27 protein-coding genes and 1 rRNA gene are annotated in these 25,256 nt (G+C 69.9%); 10 read left to right on the forward strand and 18 right to left on the reverse strand.

Annotated features, from left to right (window positions below; translation table 11 throughout):
• Together rrf and ACZ7NC_RS35065 are read left to right on the forward strand one after the other, a co-directional pair.
• Nucleotides 1–95 (forward strand): 5S ribosomal RNA (rrf, locus tag ACZ7NC_RS35060); the annotation flags it as partial.
• Between the two features lie 60 nt (nucleotides 96–155).
• Entirely contained in the window at nucleotides 156–701 is a 546-nt protein-coding gene (locus tag ACZ7NC_RS35065) for a GNAT family N-acetyltransferase (RefSeq protein WP_471494380.1), read from the forward strand.
• A gap of 37 nt (nucleotides 702–738) precedes the next feature.
• Here ACZ7NC_RS35065 and ACZ7NC_RS35070 read toward each other — a convergent pair whose 3' ends face one another.
• The 7 genes from ACZ7NC_RS35070 to ACZ7NC_RS35100 all read right to left on the reverse strand — a co-directional run bounded on the left by ACZ7NC_RS35070 (nucleotide 739) and on the right by ACZ7NC_RS35100 (nucleotide 8,809).
• On the reverse strand, nucleotides 739–2,310 hold the full coding sequence (locus tag ACZ7NC_RS35070) for a type IV secretory system conjugative DNA transfer family protein (RefSeq protein ID WP_471494382.1): 1,572 nt from the start codon (nucleotides 2,308–2,310) through the stop codon (nucleotides 739–741).
• Nucleotides 2,311–2,319: 9 nt separating this feature from the next.
• The gene (locus tag ACZ7NC_RS35075) at nucleotides 2,320–3,735 is read right to left on the reverse strand and encodes an ATP-binding protein (RefSeq protein WP_471494385.1); all 1,416 of its coding nucleotides are present in this window, start codon (nucleotides 3,733–3,735) and stop codon (nucleotides 2,320–2,322) included.
• A 6-nt stretch (nucleotides 3,736–3,741) separates the two neighbouring features.
• A complete protein-coding gene (locus ACZ7NC_RS35080) occupies nucleotides 3,742–5,298 on the reverse strand; it encodes an SCO6880 family protein (protein ID WP_471494387.1) in 1,557 nt (518 codons plus the stop codon).
• On the reverse strand, nucleotides 5,295–6,623 hold the full coding sequence (locus ACZ7NC_RS35085; RefSeq protein WP_471494389.1) for a hypothetical protein: 1,329 nt from the start codon (nucleotides 6,621–6,623) through the stop codon (nucleotides 5,295–5,297). The genes ACZ7NC_RS35080 and ACZ7NC_RS35085 overlap by 4 nt, the downstream gene beginning before the upstream one ends.
• A complete protein-coding gene (locus ACZ7NC_RS35090) occupies nucleotides 6,613–7,443 on the reverse strand; it encodes a DUF8175 domain-containg protein (protein ID WP_471494391.1) in 831 nt (276 codons plus the stop codon). Before ACZ7NC_RS35090 ends, ACZ7NC_RS35085 begins: the two co-directional genes overlap by 11 nt.
• A 190-nt stretch (nucleotides 7,444–7,633) precedes the next feature.
• Nucleotides 7,634–7,942 (reverse strand): hypothetical protein, encoded by a 309-nt coding sequence (locus ACZ7NC_RS35095; protein WP_003991275.1) that lies wholly within the window; start codon nucleotides 7,940–7,942, stop codon nucleotides 7,634–7,636.
• A gap of 399 nt (nucleotides 7,943–8,341) precedes the next feature.
• The gene (locus tag ACZ7NC_RS35100) at nucleotides 8,342–8,809 is read right to left on the reverse strand and encodes a MarR family winged helix-turn-helix transcriptional regulator (RefSeq protein WP_471494393.1); all 468 of its coding nucleotides are present in this window, start codon (nucleotides 8,807–8,809) and stop codon (nucleotides 8,342–8,344) included.
• 184 nt (nucleotides 8,810–8,993) lie between these two features.
• On the opposite strand from ACZ7NC_RS35100, the gene ACZ7NC_RS35105 reads away from it, so the two are divergent.
• Nucleotides 8,994–9,986, forward strand: a complete 993-nt coding sequence (locus ACZ7NC_RS35105; RefSeq protein ID WP_471494395.1) for an alpha/beta hydrolase — start codon at nucleotides 8,994–8,996, stop codon at nucleotides 9,984–9,986.
• A gap of 25 nt (nucleotides 9,987–10,011) precedes the next feature.
• Here ACZ7NC_RS35105 and ACZ7NC_RS35110 read toward each other — a convergent pair whose 3' ends face one another.
• Entirely contained in the window at nucleotides 10,012–10,614 is a 603-nt protein-coding gene (locus ACZ7NC_RS35110) for a TetR/AcrR family transcriptional regulator (RefSeq protein ID WP_471494397.1), read from the reverse strand.
• Between the two features lie 90 nt (nucleotides 10,615–10,704).
• Between ACZ7NC_RS35110 and ACZ7NC_RS35115 the strand changes: the two genes are divergently transcribed.
• Nucleotides 10,705–11,655 carry an oxidoreductase gene (locus ACZ7NC_RS35115; RefSeq protein WP_471494400.1) on the forward strand — a complete coding sequence of 317 codons (951 nt, stop codon included), beginning with the start codon at nucleotides 10,705–10,707 and terminating at the stop codon, nucleotides 11,653–11,655.
• 319 nt (nucleotides 11,656–11,974) lie between these two features.
• Here the strand turns inward: ACZ7NC_RS35115 and ACZ7NC_RS35120 are convergent, their stop codons facing one another.
• Nucleotides 11,975–12,391 (reverse strand): hypothetical protein, encoded by a 417-nt coding sequence (locus ACZ7NC_RS35120; protein ID WP_471494402.1) that lies wholly within the window; start codon nucleotides 12,389–12,391, stop codon nucleotides 11,975–11,977.
• A 129-nt stretch (nucleotides 12,392–12,520) separates the two neighbouring features.
• Between ACZ7NC_RS35120 and ACZ7NC_RS35125 the strand changes: the two genes are divergently transcribed.
• Nucleotides 12,521–13,285 carry a PIG-L family deacetylase gene (locus ACZ7NC_RS35125; RefSeq protein ID WP_471494404.1) on the forward strand — a complete coding sequence of 255 codons (765 nt, stop codon included), beginning with the start codon at nucleotides 12,521–12,523 and terminating at the stop codon, nucleotides 13,283–13,285.
• Between the two features lie 23 nt (nucleotides 13,286–13,308).
• On the opposite strand, the gene ACZ7NC_RS35130 is transcribed toward ACZ7NC_RS35125, so the two are convergent.
• From ACZ7NC_RS35130 to ACZ7NC_RS35140, 3 genes are all read right to left on the reverse strand, one after another.
• On the reverse strand, nucleotides 13,309–13,656 hold the full coding sequence (locus ACZ7NC_RS35130) for a DUF1330 domain-containing protein (protein WP_471494406.1): 348 nt from the start codon (nucleotides 13,654–13,656) through the stop codon (nucleotides 13,309–13,311).
• A gap of 97 nt (nucleotides 13,657–13,753) precedes the next feature.
• A complete protein-coding gene (locus ACZ7NC_RS35135) occupies nucleotides 13,754–14,536 on the reverse strand; it encodes an SDR family NAD(P)-dependent oxidoreductase (RefSeq protein WP_471494408.1) in 783 nt (260 codons plus the stop codon).
• A 90-nt stretch (nucleotides 14,537–14,626) separates the two neighbouring features.
• On the reverse strand, nucleotides 14,627–15,946 hold the full coding sequence (locus ACZ7NC_RS35140; RefSeq protein ID WP_471494410.1) for an RNA polymerase subunit sigma-70: 1,320 nt from the start codon (nucleotides 15,944–15,946) through the stop codon (nucleotides 14,627–14,629).
• Nucleotides 15,947–16,003: 57 nt separating this feature from the next.
• Between ACZ7NC_RS35140 and ACZ7NC_RS35145 the strand changes: the two genes are divergently transcribed.
• The 3 genes from ACZ7NC_RS35145 (at nucleotide 16,004) to ACZ7NC_RS35155 (ending at nucleotide 18,746) form a co-directional block, all read left to right on the forward strand.
• Nucleotides 16,004–16,789 (forward strand): trypsin-like serine peptidase, encoded by a 786-nt coding sequence (locus ACZ7NC_RS35145; RefSeq protein ID WP_471494412.1) that lies wholly within the window; start codon nucleotides 16,004–16,006, stop codon nucleotides 16,787–16,789.
• 36 nt (nucleotides 16,790–16,825) lie between these two features.
• On the forward strand, nucleotides 16,826–17,833 hold the full coding sequence (locus ACZ7NC_RS35150) for a C40 family peptidase (RefSeq protein WP_471494414.1): 1,008 nt from the start codon (nucleotides 16,826–16,828) through the stop codon (nucleotides 17,831–17,833).
• 196 nt (nucleotides 17,834–18,029) lie between these two features.
• Nucleotides 18,030–18,746 carry a phosphatase PAP2 family protein gene (locus ACZ7NC_RS35155; protein WP_471494416.1) on the forward strand — a complete coding sequence of 239 codons (717 nt, stop codon included), beginning with the start codon at nucleotides 18,030–18,032 and terminating at the stop codon, nucleotides 18,744–18,746.
• A 33-nt stretch (nucleotides 18,747–18,779) separates the two neighbouring features.
• Here the strand turns inward: ACZ7NC_RS35155 and ACZ7NC_RS35160 are convergent, their stop codons facing one another.
• The 3 genes from ACZ7NC_RS35160 to ACZ7NC_RS35170 form a co-directional block, all read right to left on the reverse strand.
• Entirely contained in the window at nucleotides 18,780–20,354 is a 1,575-nt protein-coding gene (locus tag ACZ7NC_RS35160) for an FAD-binding oxidoreductase (protein WP_471494419.1), read from the reverse strand.
• Nucleotides 20,355–20,629: 275 nt separating this feature from the next.
• Nucleotides 20,630–21,628 carry an inorganic phosphate transporter gene (locus ACZ7NC_RS35165; protein ID WP_471494421.1) on the reverse strand — a complete coding sequence of 333 codons (999 nt, stop codon included), beginning with the start codon at nucleotides 21,626–21,628 and terminating at the stop codon, nucleotides 20,630–20,632.
• A 7-nt stretch (nucleotides 21,629–21,635) separates the two neighbouring features.
• Nucleotides 21,636–22,256: a DUF47 domain-containing protein gene (locus ACZ7NC_RS35170; protein WP_030951199.1), complete on the reverse strand. Its 621-nt coding sequence runs from the start codon at nucleotides 22,254–22,256 to the stop codon at nucleotides 21,636–21,638.
• Nucleotides 22,257–22,492: 236 nt separating this feature from the next.
• Here ACZ7NC_RS35170 and ACZ7NC_RS35175 point away from each other — a divergent pair, with 236 nt between their 5' ends.
• The gene (locus ACZ7NC_RS35175) at nucleotides 22,493–22,873 is read left to right on the forward strand and encodes a metal-sensitive transcriptional regulator (protein ID WP_471494423.1); all 381 of its coding nucleotides are present in this window, start codon (nucleotides 22,493–22,495) and stop codon (nucleotides 22,871–22,873) included.
• A 23-nt stretch (nucleotides 22,874–22,896) separates the two neighbouring features.
• Here the strand turns inward: ACZ7NC_RS35175 and ACZ7NC_RS35180 are convergent, their stop codons facing one another.
• Nucleotides 22,897–23,076, reverse strand: coding sequence for a hypothetical protein (locus ACZ7NC_RS35180; protein ID WP_471494425.1), 180 nt, complete (start codon nucleotides 23,074–23,076; stop codon nucleotides 22,897–22,899).
• A 110-nt stretch (nucleotides 23,077–23,186) separates the two neighbouring features.
• Nucleotides 23,187–24,023 carry an SCO4651 family lipoprotein gene (locus ACZ7NC_RS35185; protein ID WP_471494427.1) on the reverse strand — a complete coding sequence of 279 codons (837 nt, stop codon included), beginning with the start codon at nucleotides 24,021–24,023 and terminating at the stop codon, nucleotides 23,187–23,189.
• A 124-nt stretch (nucleotides 24,024–24,147) separates the two neighbouring features.
• Between ACZ7NC_RS35185 and ACZ7NC_RS35190 the strand changes: the two genes are divergently transcribed.
• Entirely contained in the window at nucleotides 24,148–24,327 is a 180-nt protein-coding gene (locus ACZ7NC_RS35190) for a hypothetical protein (protein WP_471494429.1), read from the forward strand.
• A 116-nt stretch (nucleotides 24,328–24,443) separates the two neighbouring features.
• Here the strand turns inward: ACZ7NC_RS35190 and pstB are convergent, their stop codons facing one another.
• A complete protein-coding gene (gene pstB, locus ACZ7NC_RS35195; RefSeq protein WP_471494431.1) occupies nucleotides 24,444–25,220 on the reverse strand; it encodes a phosphate ABC transporter ATP-binding protein PstB in 777 nt (258 codons plus the stop codon).
• Between the last annotated feature and the right edge of the window lie 36 nt (nucleotides 25,221–25,256).

The following is a 25,256-nucleotide window of genomic DNA, read 5'->3' on the forward strand; positions in this document are numbered from 1 at the left end:
AAACGCCCGGTTACATTCCGAACCCGGAAGCTAAGCCTTACAGCGCCGATGGTACTGCAGGGGGGACCCTGTGGGAGAGTAGGACACCGCCGAACGATTTTTGGAAAAGGCCCACGCCATTTGGCGTGGGCCTTTTTGCGTTTAAGCTCGGGCGTATGAACTACGTGATCCGATCCATCCGTGCGGATGAATGGCCCGCCACGAAGGAGCTGCGGCTCGCGGCGCTTCAGGACCCGGTCGCGCACCTCGCGTTTCTGGAGACCTACGAGGACGCCCTGGCCCAGCCCGACTCCTTCTGGATGGGACGGGCCGCTCGGGCCTGTGAAGGTGCTGACAAGGCGCAGCAGATCATCGCCGAGGCGCCGGGCGGGCGGTGGGTCGGGACGTTGACCGTGCTGATCGAGGAGCCGGGGACGACCGACTGGGCCGGGTATGCGGTGGAGCGGATACAAGGGCATGTCGTCGGTGTGTTCGTGCGGCCCGAGGAGCGGGGCGGTGGGCTGACCGAGGTGCTGTTCGACGCCGGCCTGGAGTGGGCGTGGGGGCGGGGCGCCGAGAGGGTGCGGCTCATCGTGCACGAGGAGAACGGGCGGGCTCAGCGGTTCTACCGACGGATGGGATTCGTGCCGAGCGGTCTTGTGGTGCCGTTGACCGATAAGCCGGAGGAGAAGGAGCTGGAGTTCGTCCTCGAGCGGCCGTAATCGGAAAACGGGCGGGTTCGGTGGGGAACCCGGCCCGCTACACCGGGAGTTCGTCGTGCGGCCAGCGGGAGCGGGCCTGTTCCCGGGACCGGAGCAGGGCCAGGATCGGCATGCCCCGGTCCGCTCCGGTGGCCAGCAGCTCCGGCAACTGGGGAAGCGGAGCCACGGCGGCGACGTCGTCCAGGACGAGCGTCAGTGGTGGGTCGAGGCGACCGGAGGATGACCGTTCGGCCATGCGCCGGCCGCGCTCGACCACGCTTGCGGCGAGGGCCGTCAGGAGTGGCATGGCGCCAGGGTTGGCTCGGGGATCCTCGATGGATTCACCCACCACATAAAGCGTGCCCCCTTCATGGACGAAGGAATCCAAGGTGAGGGCATCGGTTCGGTTTGGAGTGCAGGACTCCCGGATGTTGACCATGGAGAGCGCGGAGAGCGCCCTGGTGGTCAACTCCTGAGCCATGTCGCGGCGTTCGGGGTGGGCCGTGAGGGCCGCTTCGAGTTCGCCGGCCGAGCCCGGGGCCGCCTTGGGGCTGGTACGGAGGATACGTACGGCGTCCTGGATCTGGGTGCCCTGGGACCAGCGGTGGACATGGCGGATGGTGCGGCCGTCGATGGCGGCGGCGTGGAGGTAGCTGCGCAGGAGCGTTTCGGCCGTGTCGCTGACCGCTTGGTCGAGGCGGGAGGTGGGACGGACCGGGGTCAGCAGCGCGCTCGCCCTGGTCGCCGCCGTTTCCTTGTCCTCACAGGCCGTTGTGGGTGACCAGTGGAGGCGGGCCGGGGTGTCGCAGAGGTGGGTGGGGTCGTAGAGGAGGACCGGGCCCAGTTTTCCGCGGGCGTCTTTGGTGTCCTGCCAGACGGCGGGGTTCGACGTGACCACGAGGGTGGGGCCCTCCGCGTCGCGTACTGCCTGGGTGGCGGTTTGCCGGCGGTCTTCCTTGGGGGCTACGAGGATTCCTTCGCGTCTGCCGACCGGTTCGGCGAGCGGAGGGGTGGGGGGCTCGGCAGCGGCCGGCATCGTCGCTTCCTGCGGCTGATATCGACCGTCCCGTGCCTCTGCCGGCTCCGGCTCCGGCTGCGCACCCCGCCAGTCGCCCGTCGGCTCCGACTCCTTCCGTGGCGCCGGTACTTCGGCTCGTACCGGTACCGCGCGTTCCACCGGCGCGGGAAGCGGCTCGGGGTCCGCGGACCCCGGATCTGCCGCACCGTCCGCCTTCCCCGCGCGCCGTCCCGCCCTGACCGCCCGCCACCGTGCCACCGTCCCCAGCACGAACACTGTCAGCACGACGAGGACCATCAGCTGGCCGATGAACAGGCCCCAGAACAGGCCGTAGCCGGACAGCTGCCCGGCCGGGGTCTCCGGCCAGGCTCCCTGGATGTCGTGGGGCTCGGCGATCAGGGAGCGCATCGCGAGCGGTGTGCGGGCGAACGTGACTCCGGTCGGCCAGGTGCCGTGCGTGAACAACGCCGCCAGGCCCGTCGCCGTCCAGACCAGCAGGGTCATGCCGAGGAGGAAGGCGAGTATGCCGATCAGCAGGCCGTCAGGGATGCCTCCCTGGCCGTCCCGGTGTTCCCGGCGGTCCCGGTACTCCTGGCCGCGGTCCGGTCTCACGCTGCCTCCCTACGCCACCGTCGATTCGGAGTCGCCCAGGTGTTGTTCCACGAAGGCCGCGGCCCGCTCCTCCGCCTCCAGCTCGGCGGCGCGCAGGGCGTCGTCGGCCAGGTCGTGGTCGGCGGACGACTCGGTCATCGCGCGGTCGGTGAAGACGAGGGGGCGTTCGGTCTCGGTGATCAGGTGTTTGACGACCTGGACATTGCCGTTGACGTCCCACACCGCGATGCCGGGGGTGAGGCTGGGGATGATCTCCACCGCCCAGCGCGGGAGTCCCAGGACGCGGCCCGTCGCTCTCGCCTCGTCGGCCTTCTGGGCGTAGATCGTCCTGGTCGAGGCCATCTTCAGGATCGCGGCGGCCTCCTTCGCCGCCGCGCCGTCCACGACGTCCGAGAGATGGTGGACCACCGCCACGAACGAGAGACCCAGGCGCCGGCCGAACTTCAGCAGGCGCTGGAAGAGCTGGGCCACGAAGGGGCTGTTGATGATGTGCCAGGCCTCCTCGACCAGGAAGATGCGCTTCTTCCGGTCGGGGCGGATCCAGGTGTGTTCCAGCCATACGCCGACGATCGCCATCAGGATCGGCATGGCGATCGAGTTGCGGTCGATGTGGGACAAATCGAACACAATAAGGGGCGCGTCGAGGTCGATGCCGACCGTCGTGGGGCCGTCGAACATGCCCCTCAGGTCACCGTCGACCAGCCGGTCGAGCACCAGCGCCACGTCCAGGCCCCACGCCCGTACGTCGTCTATGGCGACGTTCATCGCCTCGGCCGACTCCGGCTCGGGGTGCCGTAGCTGCTCGACGATGTCGGTCAGCACCGGCTGGCGTTCGACGACCGTCTCGTTGACGAACGCGTGCGCCACCTTGAGCGCGAAGCCGGACCGCTCGTCCAGGCCGTGCCCGAGAGCGACCTCGATGATGGTCCTCAGCAGCGCGAGCTGGCCCGTGGTCGTGATCGCGGGGTCCAGGGGGTTGAGGCGGATGCCGTGGTCCAGCGCCGCCGTCGGGTCCAGGCGGATCGGAGTTATCCCCAGCTCCTGCGCGATGAGGTTCCACTCGCCGACCCCGTCCTCGCCCTGTGCGTCGAGGACGACGACCTGGCGGTCGCGGAAGCGCAGTTGACGTAGGACATACGTCTTCTCGAGCGCGGACTTGCCGTTTCCGGACTCGCCGAGGACCAGCCAGTGGGGGGCGGGGAGCTGCTGGCCGTAGAGCTGGAAGGGGTCGTAGATGTAGCCCTTTCCGGAGTACACCTCGCGGCCGATGATGACGCCCGAGTCGCCGAGGCCGGGGGCGGCGGTGGGGAGGTAGACCGCCTGGGCCTGGCCCGTGGACGTGCGCACCGGCAGCCGGGTCGTCTCGACCTTCCCGAACAGGAAGGACGTGAAGGCGTCGGTGAGGACGGACAGCGGGTCCCGCATCAGGTCCTACCTCCGAATGCCGGTGGCGAAGGGGAGTGTGTTGACGAATGCCCGGTGGTGCTCGCGGTCGCACCATTCCAGCTTCAGATACGACTTTCCGGCTGACGCCCGGATGGTCCGCTTGTCGCGTGCGAGGGCCTCGGGGGAGCGGGAGGAGACGGTGATGTAGCCGACCAGGTTGACCCCGGCGGCCCCGCTCGCGAGGTCCTCTCCGCGCTGGTCGAGGCGGGTGTGGGCGGCGACGTCGCGCGGGTCGACGGTGCGGTTCATCTTGGCGGCGCGGCTCGCCTCGGCCTCGTCGTTGGTCTTCTCGGTGAGCATGCGCTCGATGGCGACCTCGGTGGGTTCGAGGTCCATCGTGACGGCGACCGTGCGGATGACGTCCGGGGTGTGGACGAGCAGGGGCGCGAGGAAGTTGACGCCCACCGGGGTCATCGGCCACTCCTTCACCCAGGCGGTGGCGTGGCACCAGGGGGCGCGGGTGGAGGACTCCCGGGTCTTCGCCTGGAGGAACGTCGGCTCCATCGCGTCCAGCTCGGCCGGCCAGGCATTGCGCTTCGTCATCGCCTGGATGTGGTCGATCGGGTGGTCCGGGTCGTACATGGAGTGGATGAGGGAGGCCAGCCGGCCCTGCCCCAGGGGCTGGCGGACACGGATGTCCGCCTCCTGGAGGCGCGAGCAGATGTCGGTGAGCTCGCGGGCCATGACCACCGCGAGGCCCGAGTCCCGGTCGGCCTTGCCGCCGTGCGGACGGGCAGCGCGGGCCATCGCGATGGCCTCGGCGGCCAGTTCGCGGGTGTAGTGCATGCAGGCGACGAGGTACGCGCGGTGCTGCTCGCTGCTCGTCGACACCATGGACTGGAGTTGGTCGTACGACTGCTGCAGCCAGGCCGGGGCGCGCTCGTCGCCGCGTACGGCGACGTCCTTGGCGTGTGCGTCCGGGTCGGCGGGCAGGGTGCGCGCGAGCATCTGCAGGCGGGTCACGAAGCCGTCCCCGTTGGCGACGTGCTTCAGCAGGGTGCCGAAGCGGTCGACGAGGGCTTCCTGGTCCTCGGAGTCGCGCAGACCGACGCCGGGACCCTCGATCTCGATCGCGGCGGTGACGGTTCTGCGGTCCGCGTGCAGCAGTACGGCGATCTCGTCGGGCCCGAACGGGGCGGCGAGCCAGGAGATGCGGCCGATGCCGGGCGGGGGCCCGATCTCGATCTCGCGCCCGTCGATGCCGGTGCCGGCCTCCATGACGCCGGAACGGTATGTGGTGCCCTGGCGGAGGGTGCGCTTGTAGCTGCGGTTGATCTCGAACCACTTGTAGAGGGTCCGGTGCTTGTACGGCACGTAGACCGCGGCCAGCGCGACCATCGGGAAGCCCGTCAGCAGCACGATGCGCAGGGACAGGACGGGCACGAGGAGTCCGCACATCATGCCGAGGAACGCGCCCGCGATGATCAGCGCGATCTCGCCGGTCTCGCGGTTGCGTCCGACGATGGCGTTCGGCCGGGCACGGCCGATCAGATATGTACGGCGGGGCGTGACCGGATGGGACACGTGGGACTGCGTCGTCAACGCCCGTCACCTCCTGAACGGTTGCTGTTGCGGGTGTTGCTGGCGTGCGGGGTGTTCACCGGGCTGCTCGAGCGGGGTGCGGGTGCGGCGGTGGGGACGGATCCGCCGCCTGCGTTCGAGGCGCGCGCGCTGTGTGCGGCGACGCCGCCGGAGGCGGGGTTCGAGGGGCGGGGGGAGCTCGACTGGCCTCCGCCGCCGTTGTTGTCGGCGCGGGAGCTGTGTGTCTTGATGCCCTGGGCGACGAGGGTCGCCGGGGAGCTGATGACGGCGGCGGCCTTGCTCTCGGCGCCGCTCATGATGCGGTTGTTGCGGGAGCCGGCGATCTCGTCGCCGAAGCCCGGGACGAAGCGGTAGATCATCGCGCTCGCGAAGATGGCGAGCAGGATGATGGCGAGGCCGGAGACGACCGCCGAGAAGGCGTTCGGGCCGTCGTCGGCGGACAGCGCGCCGGCCAGGCCGAGGACTATCACGATGACCGGCTTCACCAGGATGACGGCGATCATGATGCCGGCCCAGCGGCGGACATGGCCCCAGAGGTTCTTGTCGACCAGGCCGGCGTAGACGACGGTGCCGAGCAGGGCGCCGACGTAGAGCAGGGCGGCGCGGATGACGAGCTCCAGCCAGAGGATGCCGGCGGCGAGGATGCTGACCAGCGAGACGACGATCAGCATGATCGGGCCGCCGCCGATGTCCTCGCCCTTCTCCAGGGCGCCGGCGAAGGTGCCGAAGAAGGTGTCCGTCTGGTCGCCCGTGGTTTTGGCCAGGACGTCTGTGACGCCGTCGGTGGCGGATACGACCGTGTAGAGGATCAGCGGGGTGAACGCGGAGGCGAGCACCGTCAGCCAGAGGAAGCCGATCGCTTCGCTGATGGCCGTGGTGAGGGGGACGCCGCGGACGGCTCGCTTGGCGACGGCCAGCAGCCACAGGAGGAGCGTGAGGATCGTCGACGCCGCGAAGACGACTGCGTACTGCTGGAGGAACTTGGCGTTCGTGAAGTCGACGTTCGCGGTCTCCTTCACCGCCTCGCTGAGCTGCTTGACGGTCCAGGAGGCGGCGTCGGCGCAGCCCTTGGCGAGGGAGGAGAGGGGGTCGAGGGCGGAGGTGGGGTCGGTGAGGGAGCGGCCGCCGCCGGTGCGGCCGGAGCCGCCGTTGTCTTGTTCGCAGTAGTCCTTGGCGGGGCCGACGATGAGGTCGCAGTTGTCACCCGACGGGGTCGGTGACGGGGTGGGTGCGGCGGCGGCACGCGTGGCCAGCAGTACGACCGTGGTCTGTACGGCGGTGAGGGCGGCGGCGACCTTGAGTACGCGGCGCGGGTTATCGGGCATACGTGAACCCTCCGTACTCCTCGACTGCCTTGGCCATCTCGTCGGCGCTGGACGCCTTGGTGTCTCCGGGGACGGGTGCGGGGCCGTCCTTCTGGGAGAAGCTCTCGACCTTCCAGTCGCTGTTTGCCCAGCGAAGCTGGAGCGTCATGGTGAACCAGTCGCTGCTGGCCGGATTGGTCGCGCTCTCCCCGGCCATGCCGAACACGCCGGTGCACCACACCTCGACGGTCGCCGCGGAGGCCGCGTGGCTCGTGACCTTGGTACCGATCGGCACGGTGCGTGAGACGTAGGTGTTGCCTGCCGCCGCGTTGCCGTTCTCGTCCAGGCCGATGCTGCTCAAGAACTCCTTGGAGTACGCCTTGTCGAACTTGGCCGCGAGCTCGGCCTGCTTGTCGGCGACGAAGACCTGCTGGACGATCTCCGCTCGGCGGTCCGGCTGGAGGATGTCGGCCGAGACCAGCGTCACCGCATAATTCGCCGCCGCGCTCTCCGCCCCCTGCTCATCCCGCGCGAACCCCCCGGGAATCCCCGCCGCCTTGCCGTCCACCGGGCGGGTCCCGGTCGCTGCTGTCGTTGAGGATTTCGGCTGGTTTTCGTCGCCGCTCTTGGAACCGGAGTCGTCTCCTCCGCGGTTCGCGAAGGCGATCGCGGCGATGAGGAGGACCACTACGCCGACGACGGTGACCAGGCTCCGGGACGACGAGCGGCCGCCTCGCCGCGCGCCGCCGTATACGTCACCGCTGCTCTCGGGCAGCCGCGTGCGGGTCTGACCGGTGCCTCCGTACCCGCCGGAGGACTCCCGTTCGTCTCCGAGACTCATGCCGCGTACGCCCCCTCGACGTCGGACAGAAACACGTTGGAGTACGACGGTAGCCGTGCTGGTTCCCGCGTGGGCGCGGTGTGGTGACTCGACATCAGGGAAACGCAACCTCAGCCGGTGGGCACGACGGGTGGGTGGGGGACTGGGGGGGACCGGGCGTGCCCGGAGCGGACGGAGGAGAGGGAGGCGGCTAGACCGCCATGCCGTACACGATGGTGAACAGCGTGCCCAGCGAGCCGATGATGAAGACACCCGTCAGGCCGGCGATGATCAGGCCTTTGCCCTGCTCGGCACTGAAGGTGTCGCGCAACGCCGTCGCGCCGATGCGCTGTTTGGCCGCGCCCCAGATGGCGATGCCGAGGCAGAGCAGGATGGCAACGGCCATCACGACCTCGATCATCACCTTCGCCTCGTTGCCCAGGCTGCCGAAGGGGCCCCAGTCCGGAGCGATCCCGCCGATGATGGTGTTGATGTCGCCCTTGTCGGCCGCAAACAGCATGTAAGTCACCGCCCCTGTTGGGTAGTTCCGCAGTCCCCTGCGGTGCGCAGAGGTCAGACCTCATTCTCGCCGACAATGCTGCCGTCGTATGTCGACTTGACGTCATTGATAGGCGGGATTCGTACGAATAGCTCGTACGGTCACTCTGTGTATCACGGCAGGTCACGCCGGGCAATGAGGCCTGAGCGGAACCTGTGGTGTGGTTGCGTCGTTAGCCCTCTTCACGCCGGGGGCCGTTTCTGACGGCCGGTCGGGTGAGTGGTCGTGCCGGTGTTCTGCGGGTGAAGGCTATCTCGGGATGGTGAACGGGCCGTTGCTGGGGCGCTGTCGAACCCGTGGGCGAGCGTGCCGGGCCGTCGGGGGGCGGTGCCCGCTCGAAGGCGGCTTGGTGACGGAGTGTCAGCGGTGCAGGTCCTCGGCGACGTTCGTCGTGATCAGGCGCAGTAGCTGTTTGGCCAGGGCGTCCTGCTGCGGGGTCAGGCCCATCGCGTCGCCGATGGCGAGCGGGACCCTGGTCGCGCGGTCGCGGAGTTCCGCGCCGGCCTCGGTGAGGCGCAGGGCGACCGAGCGCTCGTCGTCGGGGCGGCGTTCACGGCGCAGCAGTCCGGCCGCTTCGAGGCGTTTGAGCAGCGGTGACAGGGTGCTGGATTCCAGCTGGAGTGCGGTGCCCAGGTCGCGTACGGAGATCGCGTCCTGTTCCCAGAGGGTCAGCATGACCAGGTACTGCGGGTAGGTCAGGCCCAGCTCTTCGAGGAGCGGGCGGTAGCGCGCGGTCACGGCGCGGGAGGCGGCGTAGAGCGCGAAGCAGAGCTGGTCGTCGAGGAGGAGGGAGCCTCTCGGGGGCGGCGGTTCGGCGGCTGGGGTCATGAGGGGCTCCTGGTTCTTCGGGGGGTGTCCGGATTCTATCGAGAGCTAACTCATCGAGCACTAATCAGTTGTGCGCGACTAAGTTGCGCGCTATTTTCTTCGTGTGCCGCCGAACCCGGCGAGACCAGCCGGGTGGCCTGCCCGCGTGTGCGGGGTGTGCGGCACCCGATCCGAGGAGATCGCCATGACCGACATCGGCATCGACATCGACGTCGACACCACCACCCCGGTCCGCCCTGTCCTGGAGCCCGCCGCGCAGGCCTTCGCCGAGGCCACCGCGAACCCGCCGTACCTGTTCGACCTGGGGCCGGCCGAGGGGCGCAAAACCGTGGACGAGGTGCAGTCCGGGGAGATCGCCAAGCCGGACGTCGAGGAGGAGTGGGTGACCGTGCCCGGCGGGCCGACGGGTGAGGTCAGGGCTCGCGTCGTCCGGCCGGCCGGGGCCACCGGGACGCTCCCGGTGATCATCTACATCCATGGCGCGGGCTGGGTCTTCGGCAACGCCCACACCCACGACCGGCTAGTGCGCGAGCTCGCCGTCGGCACCGGTGCCGCGGTCGTCTTCCCCGAGTACGACCTCTCGCCCGAGGCGCGCTACCCGGTCGCCGTCGAGCAGAACTACGCCGTCGCGCGCTGGATCGTCCGCGAGGGGGCGGGCAACGGCCTGGACACCGGCCGTATTGCCGTGGCCGGCGACTCGGTCGGCGGCAACATGGCGGCCGCGCTGACCCTGATGGCCAAGGAGCGCGGGGACGTGCCGCTGGTGCAGCAGGTGCTCTTCTACCCGGTCACCGACGCGTCGTTCGACACCGGGTCCTACCGGCAGTTCGCCGAGGGGTACTTCCTGCGGCGGGACGCCATGCGGTGGTTCTGGGACCAGTACACGACCGACGAGGCCGAGCGGGCGCAGATCACCGCGTCGCCGCTGCGGGCCGGTGTGGAGCAGCTGGCCGGGCTGCCGCCGGCGCTCGTCATCACCGCCGAGGCGGATGTGCTGCGGGACGAGGGCGAGGCGTACGCGAACAAGCTGCGGGAGGCCGGGGTGCCGGTCACCGCGGTGCGGTACCAGGGCATCATCCATGACTTCGTGATGCTGAACGCGTTGCGGGAGACGCGGGCCGCAGAGGCTGCGATCGGGCAGGCTGTGAGTGTGCTGCGGGGGGTGTTCGAGGGCTGAGCCTGTCTCAGGGGCGCGTGGCGCGTCAGCGGGGCTTCAAGCCGTGCAGCAGGTGGTGGACCAAGCCCTCCACGCCCGCCAGAGCCGCCTCCGGCGTCAGCCAGCCGGCCGCGATGAAGGCGGCCATGCCGTGGAGTGCGGCGCCCGTGACGAGGTTGAGTTCCTCGGGGTCGCCCTCGATGATCGCGCCTCGTTTCTGGGCGTCCGCGAGGACGTGTTCGAGGCTGCCGACCGTCCGCTCGACCGCCGTGGCCATCTGCTCCGAGGCGTCCGGGTCGTGCTTGCGGGCGTACATGAGCTCCAGGAGCTCGGCATTGTCGATGGCGAAGCCGAGGTAGGCGCGGGCGAGGGTGGTGAGCCGGGGTTCCAGTGGGAGCGCGGGGTCGTCGGCGGCGTTCAGTGCCCGGCTGAGCCGCTCGTACCCGGCCAGGGCCAGGGCGTTGAGCAGGGCCTGCTTGTCCTTGAAGTGCCGGCCGGGGGCGGCGTGGCTGACGCCGACGTCGCGGGCCAGCTCGCGCAGTGAGAGGGCTCCGACGCCCTTGTCGCGCAGGGTGCGTTCCGCTGCCGCGAGCAGGGCGGCGCGCAGGTCTCCGTGGTGGTAGGGGCGGCTCTCGGGCATGCGCACCATCGTAGCTTGATGTTGTCGTTGCCATCTTTGTTGGCGTCGTCAGCATTGTTGTCATTGACAGCATTGTTGGCGACGCCTACATTCGGTTGTATGGCTGACAACACGAAGACCAAGACATGGGACGCGACCCGCCTCCCCGACCTCACCGGCCGCACGGCCGTCGTCACCGGCGCCAACAGCGGCATCGGCCGTACCGCGGCCGACGCGCTGGCCCGCGCGGGCGCGCACGTCGTGTTCGCCGTACGGGATCTGGAGCGCGGGCGGGCAGCGGCGGCGACGGTGCACGGCAGCACCGAGGTGCGGCGCCTGGACCTGGCGGATCTGTCGTCCGTACGGGAGTTCGCGGACGCCTGGCAGGGGCGGCCGCTGGATCTGCTGATCAACAACGCGGGCGTGATGATGGTGCCGGAGCAGCGGACCGCGGACGGCTTCGAGATGCAGTTCGGCACGAACCATCTCGGGCACTTCGCGCTGACGAACCTGCTCCTGCCCCATGTCACGGACCGGGTCGTGACGCTGTCGTCCGGTGCTCATCGCTGGTTCGACGCGCGGATCCGCTTCGAGGACCTCGACTTCACCTCCGGCTACAACCCGAACCGCGCGTACGCGCAGTCCAAGCTGGCGAACCTGCTGTTCACGCTGGAACTCCAGCGCCGGCTGGAGCAGGCCGGTTCCTCGGTGCGCGCCCTCGCGGCCCACCCCGGCTATGCGGCCACCAACCTCCAGAGCCACGCGGGCAACCCGGTGATGCGCGGACTCATGAAGATCGGCAACCGGTTCTTCGCCCAGGACGACAGGGCGGGCGCGCTGCCGACGCTGTACGCCGCCACGCAGGACCTTCCCGGCGCGAGCTATGTCGGGCCCGACGGGTGGGGCGAGATGCGGGGCGGACCGACGCTGGTGGGCCGGAGCGCCGCGGCGAGTGACGTGGAGGTCGCGCGGCGGTTGTGGACGGTGTCGGAGGAACTCACGGGCGTGAGCTGGGCGTTGGACGCTGGAGAGCGGGGCGGGGCCCGGGACCGGGTGGGGGCCGAGCGCTGAAGTGTTCCGCCGTCGGTCCGGCACGGCCTATGGCTCCGCCGGGGTGGGGGCTGGGCGCTGATGCGTTCCGTCGCCGGTCCGGCCCGGCCCGGCTTATGGCTCCGCCGGGCTCATGACTCCGGCTGGGTCACCGTCAGTGCCCACCGGATATCGTCCGCGGAAGCGTCGACGGCGATGTGGAAGGAGCCGGGAAGGACCACGCCGGGTCCATGGCCACCGAGTCCGGTCGGGCCCGGGGCCGGGTGGCGGCCGGGCGCTGAAGTGTTCCGTCGTCGGCCCGGTACGGCTTATGGCTCCGGTCGGGCTCACGACTCCGGGCTCATGACTCCGGCTGGGTCACCGTCAGTGCCCACCGGATGTCGTCCGCGGAAGCGTCGACGGCGATGTGGAAGGAGCCGGGGCGGACCACGCCGGGGTCCAGGGCGAGCGAGCCGACTCCGGCCTCTCCGGCCGGGCAGTCGACCGAGAACGCGGCGACCTCGGTCTCCTGCGACATCGTCACCCGCACCTCGCCGCCCCCTTCGCACGCCACCGTGAGCACGGTCGGCAGCCCCTCCCATGCGCCGCCGGACACGAGTCCGCCGTCTCCGGTCCGCTCGTCCACCCACACCAGCCCCTCCGGACCGGGGTGGGGCAGCAGGACATCGGTGGTCGCGGCGGCGGGGCCCGCTGCCGCACCGGTCAGCGCGCAGGCCACGAGTGCCGTCACGGCAAGGGCGCGGCTGGTTCGTCTCACGATCGTTCCCCCTGAAGTCGGCTTGCTCACCGGCCAGTTGGCCGGGCGGGGCACAGTCTGCCGTGCCGGATGACCTCGTGCCTGAGTTCTCGTACTCAGGGGTAGGCCGTATGCGGAGGTGGACGATCGATGCCGACGCCGATGTCGAGTCTGCTCGGGGTGTTCGCGCACCCCGACGACGAGTCCCTGTTCTCGGGCGGTGTCCTGGCCCGGCACGCGGCCGCCGGCGCGCGCACCGCCGTTGTCACGGCGACCTGGGCCCCCGACACGCGGCGTGGCGCCGAGCTCGCCGAGGCGCTGCGGATCTTGGGCGCCGGCGAACCGAGGATGCTGGGCTACGCCGACGACCGCGTGCCGCACTCCGCCCCGGGCAGCCCACGCCTGTGCGCCGCGCCGCTGGACGAGGCGGTGGGCCGACTGGTCGCCCACATACGGCGGTTCCGCCCGGAGGTCGTCGTCACCCACGACGCCTACGGCGGCCTGACCGGGCACCCCGACCATGTGCACACCCACCGCCTGACCACGCTCGCCGTCCAGGCGGCCGGCCTCGAACGGCTCTACCCAGACACCGGGACCCCCTGGCAGCCGAGCACCCTCTACCTGGCCACGCACCCGCACTCGGCCCTGGCCGCGCTCAGCGAACTGGCCCGAGCGGGCAAGGGCATGAACACCGTCCCGGACGAGCGCATCACCGCGACCGTGGACGTGCGCCCCTGGCTGGAGCGGAAGTGGGCCGCCGTACTGGCCCACCGCACCGAGGTGGAGCGAGGAGCCGTACCGGGCCTCCTCGCCGGTTTCCCGGAGGACGTCCGGACGGGGATCCTCGGTACGGAGTGGTACATCCGGCAGGACGTGCTCTCCCGTGTGTCGGGCGAGACCGGGCTGACCGTGTGACGAACTCCCGGCAGTGCTGAGGGCTATTCGGCGGGCAACGCCTCCCGCAAGGCCTTCGCCGTGGTCGTCGGGTCGTAGCCGTCCGGGACGCCCTCGACCAGGATGATGTCGCCCTCGATGTGCCGTGAGCGCAGGGGCGCGATCTCCTGGTAGGCGGGCGAGTCCCACCAGGCCCGTGCCCGCGCGATGTCCGGGAAGCCGATCACCACGACGTGGCCGGGCCAGTTGCCCTCCTTCGTCTCGTGCGGGGTGGCATGCACCAGGAAGCGGCCGCCGTACGGCTCGAAGGTGGCCGTGATGCGCTCGATGTACTCGGCGATCTCCGGGTGCGGGGCGGCGTCCCGGAGGTGGGCGATGGCGTAGGCGGTCATGGTGTCCTCCCTGTCGGTCGGGGTCGGTCCCTCTGCCGAGGATCGTGTCAGGCGGGGCGGGCGCAGGGCGATGACCTCACAGGTAACGTCGGTGAGGTCAGCTGGCGAACATGCCCGCCGTCGCGTTGATCCACGTGCCCGTGACGGCGGCGGCCGCGTCGGAGGCCAGGAACGTCGCCAGCGCCGCGATGTCAGCGATCCGCGGTGACCGCTTCGTCATGCGCAGGCTGTCCAGGTGGGAGCGGATGCCCTCCACCGCGGCCTCGTCCAGGCCGGGGGCGCCCGTGGACGCCAGCTTCTCGGGGGTGAGGCTGTCGGTGACGCCGGCGGTCCAGATCCCGCAGACCCGTACCCCGGCCGGTCCGACCTCCTGCGCGAGCTGCCGGATCAGCGCGTCGATCGCGCCGTCGGCCGCGGCGGTGCCGCCCATCATCGGGCTGCCGTTGGCGGACCCGCTGTCCAGGGAGAGGATCACGCCAGAGCCCTGTGCGGCCATACGACGAGCCGCCGCACGGGCGGTGATGAACTGGCAGGCGATGCCCTGCACCACCGGCCGCGTGTACTCCTCGACCGACATCTCGGTCAGCGGTACGCCGTGCCAGTCCCCGCGCGGCACGAGGTTCACGGAGATGTCGATCCGGCCCGCCCGCTCGACGACGGACGTCGCATGCGCCTCGACGGCCTCCTCGTCCCGCGGGTCGAGCACGTCGTACTCGGCACCGGCCTCGGCGGCGGCCTCCGCGAGCGTGGCCTCCGTGCGGCCGGTGAGGAAGACCCGTGCGCCGGCGTCCGCGTAGGCCTTCGCGACACCGGCACCGAGGGAACCGGCACCGCCGTGGACGACCGCGACCTTGTTCTGGAGAAGGGAGTTGCTCGGCATGGTTCTTCGCCTCCTGGATGGGGGCGCCGTGTGCGCCCGTCACCCATGAGACGTGCCGGAGCGGCGGACTCATCGCTCCTCGCGGTGCCGTCACAGCGTCATCGGGAGTCCGAACGCGGGGAACAGGTGCGGTTCGAAGGTCGTGATCTCGGCGATCCGCCCCTCCGTCACCCGCAGCACGTCGATGAGCTGCGCCCGGAACACGCTGGTCCCGGGCCGCTGGAGATAGCCCGCGACCGCCAACTGGCCGTTGGCGCGCACCGGAAGGTGCCGCCAGTGCCCGACGAACATCGGCGACGCCGGGTCCAGGCTGGGCCGTACGAACGCGACCATCGCCTCGCGCGAGGTGAACCAGAACGGGTTCGGCGGCATCGTGAGCACCACGTCCTCCCGCACCAGCGCGGCCATGGCGTCGAAGTCGGCGCGGGCGGCCGCGTCCATGTACCGCTGGAGCAGGGCGAGGTCCTCGGCGCCGGGCTCGGCCGCCGACCAGTCCTCGCGCCGCCCCGGCAACGCCTGCCGCAGGGCCGAACGCCCCCGCTGCACGGCGCTGTTCGCCGAGGCCACGCTCGTGTCCAGCAGATCGGCGGTCTCCTGGGCCGACCAACCGGCCACATCACGCAGGATCACGGCCGCGCGCTGCCGGGGCGGCAGCTGCTGGATGGCGGTCAGGAAGACGAGCTCCAGCGTCTCGCTCGCCACGGTCTCGGCGTCTGGCTGCCGCTGAGGGGAGGCGGGGGCGTCGGGCAGCTGGTCGTCCGGGAAGGGCTGCAGCCATGGCACCCGCGCGGGTGGCGGGCCGTCGCCGGAGTCCATGCCGGGGACGGGCTCGTATGTGCTGGGGCGCCGGTTGTGCTTGCGCAGGAAGTCCAGGCACGCGTTCGTGGCGACCTTGTACAGCCATGCCCGCGGGTTGTCGACGCCGTTCAGGCTCTCGCGGGCCCGCCAGGCCCGCAGGAACGTCTCCTGGGTGAGGTCCTCGGCTTCGTCGTACGAGCCGAGGAGGCGGTAGCAGTGGACGCGCAGTTCGCGGCGGTGGGCCTCGATGAGGTGGGTGACGGCGTCCGCACCGGATTTCGTCACGTCGGCGGGTGTGACGATTTCGGAGCCCCTGGCATCATCCCGACCGTCCTGCCGTGCCTCGCGGGCGAGTCGGCGCAGCTGGGCGACCCGGGTGGACAGGGCCTCGACGTCGGCGTGGAAGGCGAGTGCGGGTTCGACACGCAGCCGCGCCAGCCGGGTCCCGATGTCGGACACCAGCTCCCTGACGGGGATGCCGCCCGGCCGCCGCCGCTCCCGATACGCCCGCTGCCGGCAGGCCTGCGAGCAGTACGAGGCCGTACGCCCCGGGCCGCCGGCGCTCTCGATCGGGCGCCCGCAGCCCTGGCAGTGCCGCACTGGTCCGGTCACACGTCCTCCAGCCGTCATCTGACGCTTCTCTCACCTTCGTCGGCCAGAGTGGCCCCGATGCTCCCGACACAACACACCTCACGCCTGCATCTGTACGCCACCGCCGTCCTCCTCGCTCTCCCCTCGGCCTCCGCCGCGGCCGCCGACGCCGGCACGGGGCCCTTCGGGGTGACCGTCGCCGCGGCGCCGACCGCGCAGAGCGTGCGGACCGGGGCCCTGTTCGCGGCCGACCGCCGTGCGCACCTTCGCGGTGGCCACTTCTGCACCGCGTCCGTCGTGCACAGCCGCCACCACGACCTCGTCGCCACCGCCGCCCACTGCCTGAACGGAAAGACGGAGGAGCTCGTCTTCGCGCCCGGCTACCGGGACGGCGTGGCGCCGTACGGGGTGTGGCGGATCCGGAAGTGGTTTCTGGCGGACGGGTGGGCCGCCGGGAGGCGGGACGAGGACAGCGACGTGGCGTTCGCGGTGGTGGACCGGCAGGGCGGGCAGGGCGTCGAGGACGTCGTCGGCGGATACCGGTTCGCCGACGGCACGGCCACGGGGGCTACGGCGGTCACTCTCTTCGGATACCTCAACTCCCGTGAGGAGCCGATAAGTTGCACCAACAAGCCCCGCCCGCACACCCATATGCAACAACGTGTCTCCTGCCCCGGCTTCGGCGGCGGTACGAGCGGCAGTCCGTGGGTGAACGGGAACGGGCAGGTGGTGGGTGTGCTCGGCGGGCACGACAACGGCGGGACGACGGCGGACGTGTCGTACAGCGTGGTGTTCCGGGGGGAGGCGGCCGCCCTGTACCGCGAGAGCGCCGGTTGCGAGGAGTCTCATGTGGGAAGCTCCTAGACTGGCGCGGGCGGACTCCCGGTGGGTGAGGGGCGGTTGACGGTGCGTAAGGCATGGATCGTGGCGGGTGCCGCCCTTGCGGTGGGGCTCAGCTTCGTGATGCTGCTCGTCATCGGGGTCTACATCGTCGCCGGGAACCTCGCGGGCGGTATGGGCGGCGCGTCCAAGGCGCTGGCCAAGGGGGCCGTGCCGGCCGCCTACGCGGACATCGTGCGCAAGTGGGGCAACCTGTGCTCCGCCATCAACCCCGCGCTCCTCGCCGCCCAGCTGTACCAGGAGAGCGGCTTCAACCCGAAGGCCCGGAGTCAGGCGGCCGCGCAGGGCATCGCGCAGTTCATCCCGGGGACCTGGGCCACGCACGGGATCGACGGCGACGGCGACGGCGACCGTGACGTATGGGATCCCAAGGACGCGATCCCGTCGGCCGCCTCGTACGACTGCAAGCTCGCCTCGTATGTGAAGGACGTACCCGGCGACCCGACGAGGAACATGCTCGCGTCGTACAACGCGGGGGCGTACGCGGTCATCAAGTACGGGGGCGTACCGCCGTACAAGGAGACCCAGAACTACGTGAAGACGATCACGACGCTTCAGGAGAGCTTCGCCGCGCCCGTCAACCGGGTGGATCCCAGCAAGCAGGCCGCCGGCGCCATCTACTACGCGCAGAAGAAGCTGGGCACGCCCTACCTATGGGGCGGGGAGGGTTCCGCCGCGGACGGTGGGCGGTTCGACTGTTCGGGGTTGACGCAGGCCGCGTACGAGAGTGTCGGGATAACGCTGCCCCGCGTGGCCAACGACCAGTGGAACGCCGGGCCGCATCCGGACAGGGCGGAGCTGCTGCCCGGGGATCTGGTGTTCTTCTCGGACGACCTCGACAACTCCCGGGCCATCCGGCATGTGGGGATTTATGTCGGTGGCGGGTACATGATCGACGCGCCGAGAACGGGTGCTGTGATCCGGTTCGACCCGATCGACACCCCCGACTACTTCGGGGCCACCCGGGTGACCGAAGATGGCGCGAAAGCGCTGCCCACCACCGTGTAGACGGAGCGTGAACCCACGCCCTGAGCTGCGGCGATGGGTCTCTCTTCGATAACGTCTGCGTGATCATTCAGTGGAGTGTGGAACGTATCAACAGGGGCCGTGCGTTCCTGGTGTCGTAGCCGGATCTACAACCACGGGGGTGGGCGGAACGGCGTACGCACAATGCGCCGAGAGACGATGAAGGGGCCGCGGCATCATGGCTGGACTCGCAGCATCCGGGTCGAACCCCGACGTCGAGCTGCTCTACGACATCAATGGCCTGGCCAAGGACGCACCGCGCTGGTTCGACCGGGTCATGGAGTACGTCGGTGAGTACGGGCTGCTGCTCGGCCTGGTGCTCCTCGTGGTGTGGTGCTGGTGGTCCGTGCGACGGCGGGGCGAGGATGACGCCGCCGCGTCCGTGGCCGCGCTGGTGTGGGCGCCGCTGGCCGCCGCCGTCGCGGTGCTGGTGAACGTGCCGATACGGGGGTTCGTCGAGCGGCCCCGGCCGTTCAACGACCACCAGGGACTCGACGTCCTCGTGACCGGCAAGACCGACTACTCGTTCGTGAGTGATCACGCGACGATCGCCATGGCCCTGGGGGTCGGGCTCTTCGTCGCGAACCGGAAGTTCGGGCTCATCGGTATCGGGCTGGCGCTGCTCGAAGGTTTCTGCAGGGTCTACATGGGTGTGCACTACCCGACCGACGTCGTCGGCGGCTTCGCGCTCGGCACCGCCGTCGCGCTGCTGCTGTCGCCACTGGCCACGGCGCTGCTGACGCCGCTGACGGCCGCGATCGAGCGGTCGTCCAGGGGCGGGTGGCTGATCAGGGCGCGAGGGCGGTCCCGGGCGGGTGAGCAGGAGGCGCTGATCCCCGGCGCTCGGAAGGAGAGCGCGGGGGCGGGCGCCGAGGAGCGGGATCTGGCGGCTTAGCGGGATCCGGGCGGTGGTCTTAGGGCTACAGCGCTACAGCGCCTGGGGGTACGTGAAGAAGCCCTCCGGGTCGTACTGCTTCTTCAGCGTCGTCAGGCGGCTCGCCGCATCCCCGTAGTACGCCTTGCGCCAGTCCCGCAGAGCCGGGTCGGGGTAGTTCTGGTACGCGGCGCCCGAGGCGTGGGGGCGCATCGCGTTGTGGGCGGACGTCAGCCAGGCCTGGGCCGCGGAGCCTGTCGTACCGGCCCGCCACGAGGCGATGTACTGGGCCAGCATGCGGGAACGGCGGTGCACGAAGGCCGTCGCGGTGGGGGAGACGCGGTTGACGGCGCCGCCGAGGGCCGTGAGCGCGATGCTGCCGGAGCCGCCGCGGACCGACTGCATCTGCTTCAGCAGCGTCTGGATGCCCGCCGCCGAGATCGAACGGTCGAAGAAGTCCGACTTCGCCGTGTACGTCTCGCGGCCCAGCGCGCCCTGCGGGGAGCGGCCGGGTGTCGAGCCGGGCAGATGGCACTGCGCGTCCGAGGTGAAGGACGAGCACCCGGCGTACAGCTCCATCGACTCCTCGTAGGAGCGGCGCTTGAGCGTGACGCTGCTCGCGGGGCCGGGGCCGCCGGGGCGGTCCGCGAGGCGGTCCACCGCGTTCTGGAGCTCGCGGTAGGTGCCCAGGGAGAACGCGGCGACGGAGATCGTGGGGGTGCCGCCGACGTGGTTGGCCAGGTGCAGGGACGACCAGATCTCGTCGGGCTGGTCCGGGCCCCACTCCTGCCATGCCTTGATCAGCGCGGTCGCCTTCGACCAGGGCCAGGTCATGTACGCCGTTACGGCCTGGGGGGCGGGGTGGGTCCTGAAGTGCAGTTCCGTCACGATGCCGAAGTTGCCGTTGCCGGCGCCGCGCAGGGCCCAGAACAGGTCCTTGTTGGTGGTGGCGTTGGCGGTGAGCTGCTTGCCGTCGGCCGTGATGAGCGTGGCCTGGGTCAGACTGTCGCAGGTCAGGCCGTAGGCGCGGGAGGTCACGCCCTGGCCGCCGCCGAGGGTGAGGCCGGAGACGCCGACGGTGGGGCAGGAGCCGGCGGGGATGGTGGTGCCCTTCGCGGCGAGGGCTCGGTAGACGTCGATGAGCTTGGCGCCGGCGCCGACGACCGCGGTGCTGCCGGTGGCCCGGATGCGGTTGAGCTTGGAGACGTCGATGATCAGGCGGTTGTTGCCGGAGGACCAGCCGGCGTAGGAGTGGCCGCCGTTGCGTATCGCGACCTGGAGGTGGTGGGCGCGGGCGTAGGCGAGGGTGGTGCGGATGTCGTCGGGGTGGGCGACGTAGGCCACCGCTGCGGGCTTCAGGGTGTCGAAGCGGGTGTTGTAGAGCTGGTGGGCCGACTTCCAGTCGGTGTCGCCCGGGCGGATGAGACGGCCGTCGAGGTCTCGGGCGAGGGCGGTCCAGTTGGCGGGGGCGGCGGCGCCGGCGGCGGATTTGCCGGTGGTTCGGGTGCGGGTGGCTGTGCCTGTGCCGGTGTCCGCGTCACTGGCGCTGCTCTCGCTGCCGTTGCAGGCGGTTGCCGTCAGGGCGGTGAGGGCTGCTGCGGTGCCGCCGATGAAGGTACGCCGTTCCATGTCGCCTCCTGGAGGTTGCATGGAACGAGACGGGGTGGTGAGGGACGGGGTTCCATGGCACGGCCGCGGGTTGCCCCGACCTGAGGTTTCTCGCCCCCGCCGCCCCTACCCGTCCCATCCCTGGGGGCTGCCGCCCCCAGACCCCCGCTGTCGGCCCTGAACGGGCCTCGTCCTCAAACGCCGGACGGGCTGAGATTGCCTGGACCGGCGTGCAGAAACGATTCCCCTGAAGTGCCGTCCACCGCCTCACGGCAACAGACCGCCGCCCCGCACCCCTACAGAAACGCCAGATTCACGACCCCGAACGCCCCCGCCGCCACCAGCGCCGCCGCCGGCATCGTGATGAACCAGCCCAGGACGATGTTCTTGGCCACACCCCAGCGCACGGCGTTCACACGCTTGGTCGCGCCCACGCCCATGATCGCGGAGGTGATGACATGGGTCGTGGAGATGGGGGCCTTGAAGAGGAAGGCCGTGGTGAACATGATCGACGCGCCGGTCGTCTCCGCGGCGAAGCCCTGTGGGGGATCGAGCTCGATGATCTTGCGGCCGAGGGTGCGCATGATGCGCCAGCCACCGGCGTAGGTGCCGAGGGACAGCATCACGGCGCACGCGATCTTCACCCACACCGGGATCGGGTCGCCGTAGTCCTCGACGTCGGCGATGACCAGTGCCATCACCACGATGCCCATCGTCTTCTGGGCGTCCTGGAGGCCGTGGCCGAGGGCCATGCCGGCGGCCGAGACGGTTTGGGCTATGCGGAAGCCGCGCTTGGCCTTGTGCGGGTTCGACCGGCGGAAGATCCACATGATCGCCGTCATGACCAGATAGCCCGCGCACAGGCCCACGATCGGTGACACGAACATCGGGATGACGACCTTCTCCAGTACGCCGTCCCAGTACACGGTCGTTCCGCCGGCCAGCGCCGCGCCCACCATGCCGCCGAACAGGGCGTGGGACGAGGAGGAGGGCAGGCCGAAGTACCAGGTGATCAGGTTCCAGGTGATCGCACCGACCAGCGCCGCGAAGAGGATGCTCATCCCCTTCGAGCCCTCGGGTGTCTGAATCAGGCCCTCACTGACGGTCTTGGCGACACCGGAGCCGAGAAAGGCACCGGCGAGATTCATCACCGCGGCCATCGCCAGCGCGGCCCGCGGAGTCAGGGCCCGCGTCGACACGGACGTGGCGATGGCGTTCGCCGAATCGTGGAAGCCGTTGGTGTACGTGAAGAAGAGCGCGACCGCGATGGTCACGACCAGGGCAAAGGTGTCCATGTAAGGGTCAGGACTCCTTGACGGCGATGGTCTCCACCGTGTTCGCCACATGCTCGAAGGCGTCCGCCGCTTCCTCCAGCACATCCACGATCTGCTTGAGCTTGAGGACCTCGATGGCGTCGTACTTGCCGTTGAAGAGGTGGGCGAGGAGCTTGCGATGTATCTGGTCGGCCTGGTTCTCGAGCCGGTTGACCTCGATCCAGTACTCCGTGAGGTTGTCCATCGTGCGCAGGTTCGGCATCGCCTCGGCCGTCAGGTCGGCCGCGCGCGCCAGCACCTCGATCTGCTGCTCGACACCCTTGGGCAGTTCCTCCACGTTGTAGAGGACGACCAGGTCGACGGCCTCCTCCATGAAGTCCATGATGTCGTCGAGGCACGAGGCGAGGTTGTAGATGTCCTCGCGGTCGAACGGCGTGATGAACGAGGAGTTCAACTGGTGGAAGATCGCGTGCGTGGCATCGTCACCTGCGTGTTCCGCGGCCCGCATACGCTCTGCGATCTCGGCCCGGCCGGCGGTGTCCGCCCCGAGCAGTTCCATCAGGAGTTTCGAGCCCGTGACGATGTTGTCCGCGGATGCGGCGAACATGTCGTAGAAGCTCGTCTCCCGGGGGGTCAGACGAAATCGCACGTGGGGTCCTCAAGAAGCATCGGTTTCGGTCAGGCTGATGCTAAGTGCATCATCCGGCCACGGCTAATGGGCCGTCCTCCAGTGTCGCCCATCAGGCACAGTGGTCGGCACGGGGGCTGCCCAGTGGTCCAGTCCAGCGGCCGTTCACGGCATCGGCCACAGGCCCTATACCCAGCAAAGTTCGATACGATATACCCAGTAGGGGTATATGAAGCGGTTTACGTCTGGAGGACGCGATGACGACCACCGAGGCCGGCGCCGGTACGCCCTCCGCCGCTGACCAGACCGCGGCTGACACGGATGTCACGGAGGTCGTGACGGACCACGACCGGGGCATCCACGGCTACCACAAGCAGAAGGACGAGCACCTCAAGCGGCTGCGCCGGATCGAGGGCCAGATCCGGGGCCTGCAGCGCATGGTCGACGAGGACGTCTACTGCATCGACATACTCACGCAGGTGTCCGCCTCGACGAAGGCCCTGCAGTCCTTCGCCCTCCAGCTCCTGGAGGAACACCTGCGTCACTGCGTCGCCGACGCGGCCCTCAAGGGCGGTGCGGAGGTCGACGCGAAGGTCGAGGAGGCCACGAAGGCGATCGGCCGGCTCCTGAGGACCTGACCGCCGCGGCTGTGAGGAGCGGCTCACTCACGTGCCGATGTGTTCCGTTCCTCCGCGACCCGCAGCACCTCGTCGATGCTCTCCAGGCTGAGCCGGTCCTCGCCGGCGGCCGAGGCCGCGATGATCAGCTCTCCACACAGCTCGATCTCGGCGAGGGCCACGTGGTCCTGAACTGCCGGACCGCCGACCGGAGCCACGCGCATCACCTCTTCTCTGCCGTTACCGACTTCCTAGAGTAGGGAGCGGCCTACACACCGCGCATGGCACGGACGGGCTAGTTCTTGACGCTCGTCACGCGCGTATGCACCGACCCTCACCGCTCGGCGATCTTGCCGGCGTAGATGTCGTCGCCGTCCGGCAACCGTACGTCGACGGGTGCCCCGAAGTCGTACAGCAAGGTCGTCGACGCTACGGCGACGGCGTCCTTCTGCTGGCCGTTGACGAAGCTGAAGCGGTGCCGGACCTTGCGGATCCGTCCCTCGTCGTCGAGGAAGACGTCGAACGGTACCTGATCCGTGGCGAACCCTTTCGCCGCCGCCGTCAGCGACTCGGCGTTCCCCTCGGAGGCCTCACGCGCGGCAATGCCCAGGTCAGCGGTGCCGCGGTAGTGCCGCACCGGCGTACCGGCGATCTCCTCGTCGCCGATCAGCCGCGCCGTCCGCGCCCCGCGCAGCACCTCGGCGGCGGCGTACGGATCGGTGGCGCCGCCGGTGACGAGGTTTCCGTCGGACAGCGACCTCGTGTCGACGCGTACCCACTTGTCGGAGGGCACCCCGGCACCGCGGTTCTTCATGAACAGCGCCCCGGGAGCCAGCAGCTCCATGATCGGCCGATGCGCCGTCGCGCCCGCCGGATCCTGCGGCAGCAGCACTCTCAGCCGCCCGATCTGCTTGCGGAAGTCGTACACGCCCTCGCCGCGGATGGTGACACGGGTGCCGCCGGTGGCCATCTCCATGGAGGTGGTGGCCTTGGAGCTCCGGGCCCCGACGAGCACGTCGGCCGAGCGCCGCACCATCTCCACGGCGCCGTCTCCCCGCCCGTCCTCGGCGGCGGCCCCTCTCTCCGCGCACCCGCTGCCGGCCAGGCAGAGACACAAGACCCCAGCCGCGACGTCCGCCCCTCGCCTCCTGCGCTGCTGCCGCTCCGTCATCGCCTGCCTACCCCCAGCGGTACGTCCGTCACGGGCCCCCTGTCGTTCCGGTTAACGACGGGTAGGTGCCCTCGTCACGCACGCCGGGGAGTGGCCCTTACTTGCCTTGGGTAACGTTGTCACTGTGGCAAAGCAGGACGGACCAAGCTCCCCCACCAAACAGGCCGGACTCTCCGACCACCGCACGTCGACGGTGGAGAAGGGCCCGTTCTGTACGGCCCACTGCACCTGCGGCTGGCGGGGCCCGGCGAGACGCGCCCGAAGCTTGGCCAGGACCGATGCGGCGATGCACGTGCGGGCGTGAAGCCAGGTGGCTTCCACCCCTCCACATACAGAGACGGGCCCGCCCCCCGGTAGCCGGGGGGCGGGCCCTTTATCTGCCTCGCGGTGGCACCGCCATGCAGCACCGCGAGGGGTCTGTCAGCCGAAGCGGCCGGAGATGTAGTCCTCGGTGGCCTGGACCGACGGGTTGGAGAAGATGCGCTCCGTGTCGTCGATCTCGATCAGCTTGCCGGGCTGGCCGACGGCGGCCAGGTTGAAGAAGGCCGTGCGGTCCGAGACACGCGCCGCCTGCTGCATGTTGTGCGTCACGATGACGATCGTGAAGCGCTCCTTCAGCTCACCGATCAGGTCCTCGATGGCGAGCGTGGAGATCGGGTCCAGGGCCGAGCAGGGCTCGTCCATGAGGAGGACGTTCGGCTCCACCGCGATCGCCCGCGCGATGCACAGACGCTGCTGCTGACCACCGGAGAGGCCCGAACCGGGCTTGTTCAGGCGGTCCTTGACCTCGTTCCAGAGGTTCGCGCCCTTGAGCGACTTCTCCACGATGTCGTCCAGCTGCGACTTCTTGTACGAGCCGTTCAGCTTCAGACCGGCCGCCACGTTGTCGTACACCGACATCGTCGGGAACGGGTTCGGCCGCTGGAAGACCATGCCGACCTCACGCCGCACGGCCACCGGGTCTATTCCGGCGCCGTACAGGTTCTCGTCGTCGAGCATGACCTTGCCCTCGACCCGTCCGCCCGGCGTGACCTCGTGCATGCGGTTGAGGGTGCGCAGGAACGTGGACTTGCCGCAGCCGGACGGGCCGATGAAGGCCGTCACGGAGCGCGGCTCGACGGTCATCGAGATGTCCTCGATGGCGAGGAAGGAGCCGTAGTAGGCGTTGAGGCCGCTGACATCAATTCGCTTGGCCATGGGAATCACTGCTTCTTTCGGGTCGCTGACTGTCGT

It is taken from the genome of Streptomyces sp. NPDC111802, assembly GCF_055634335.1.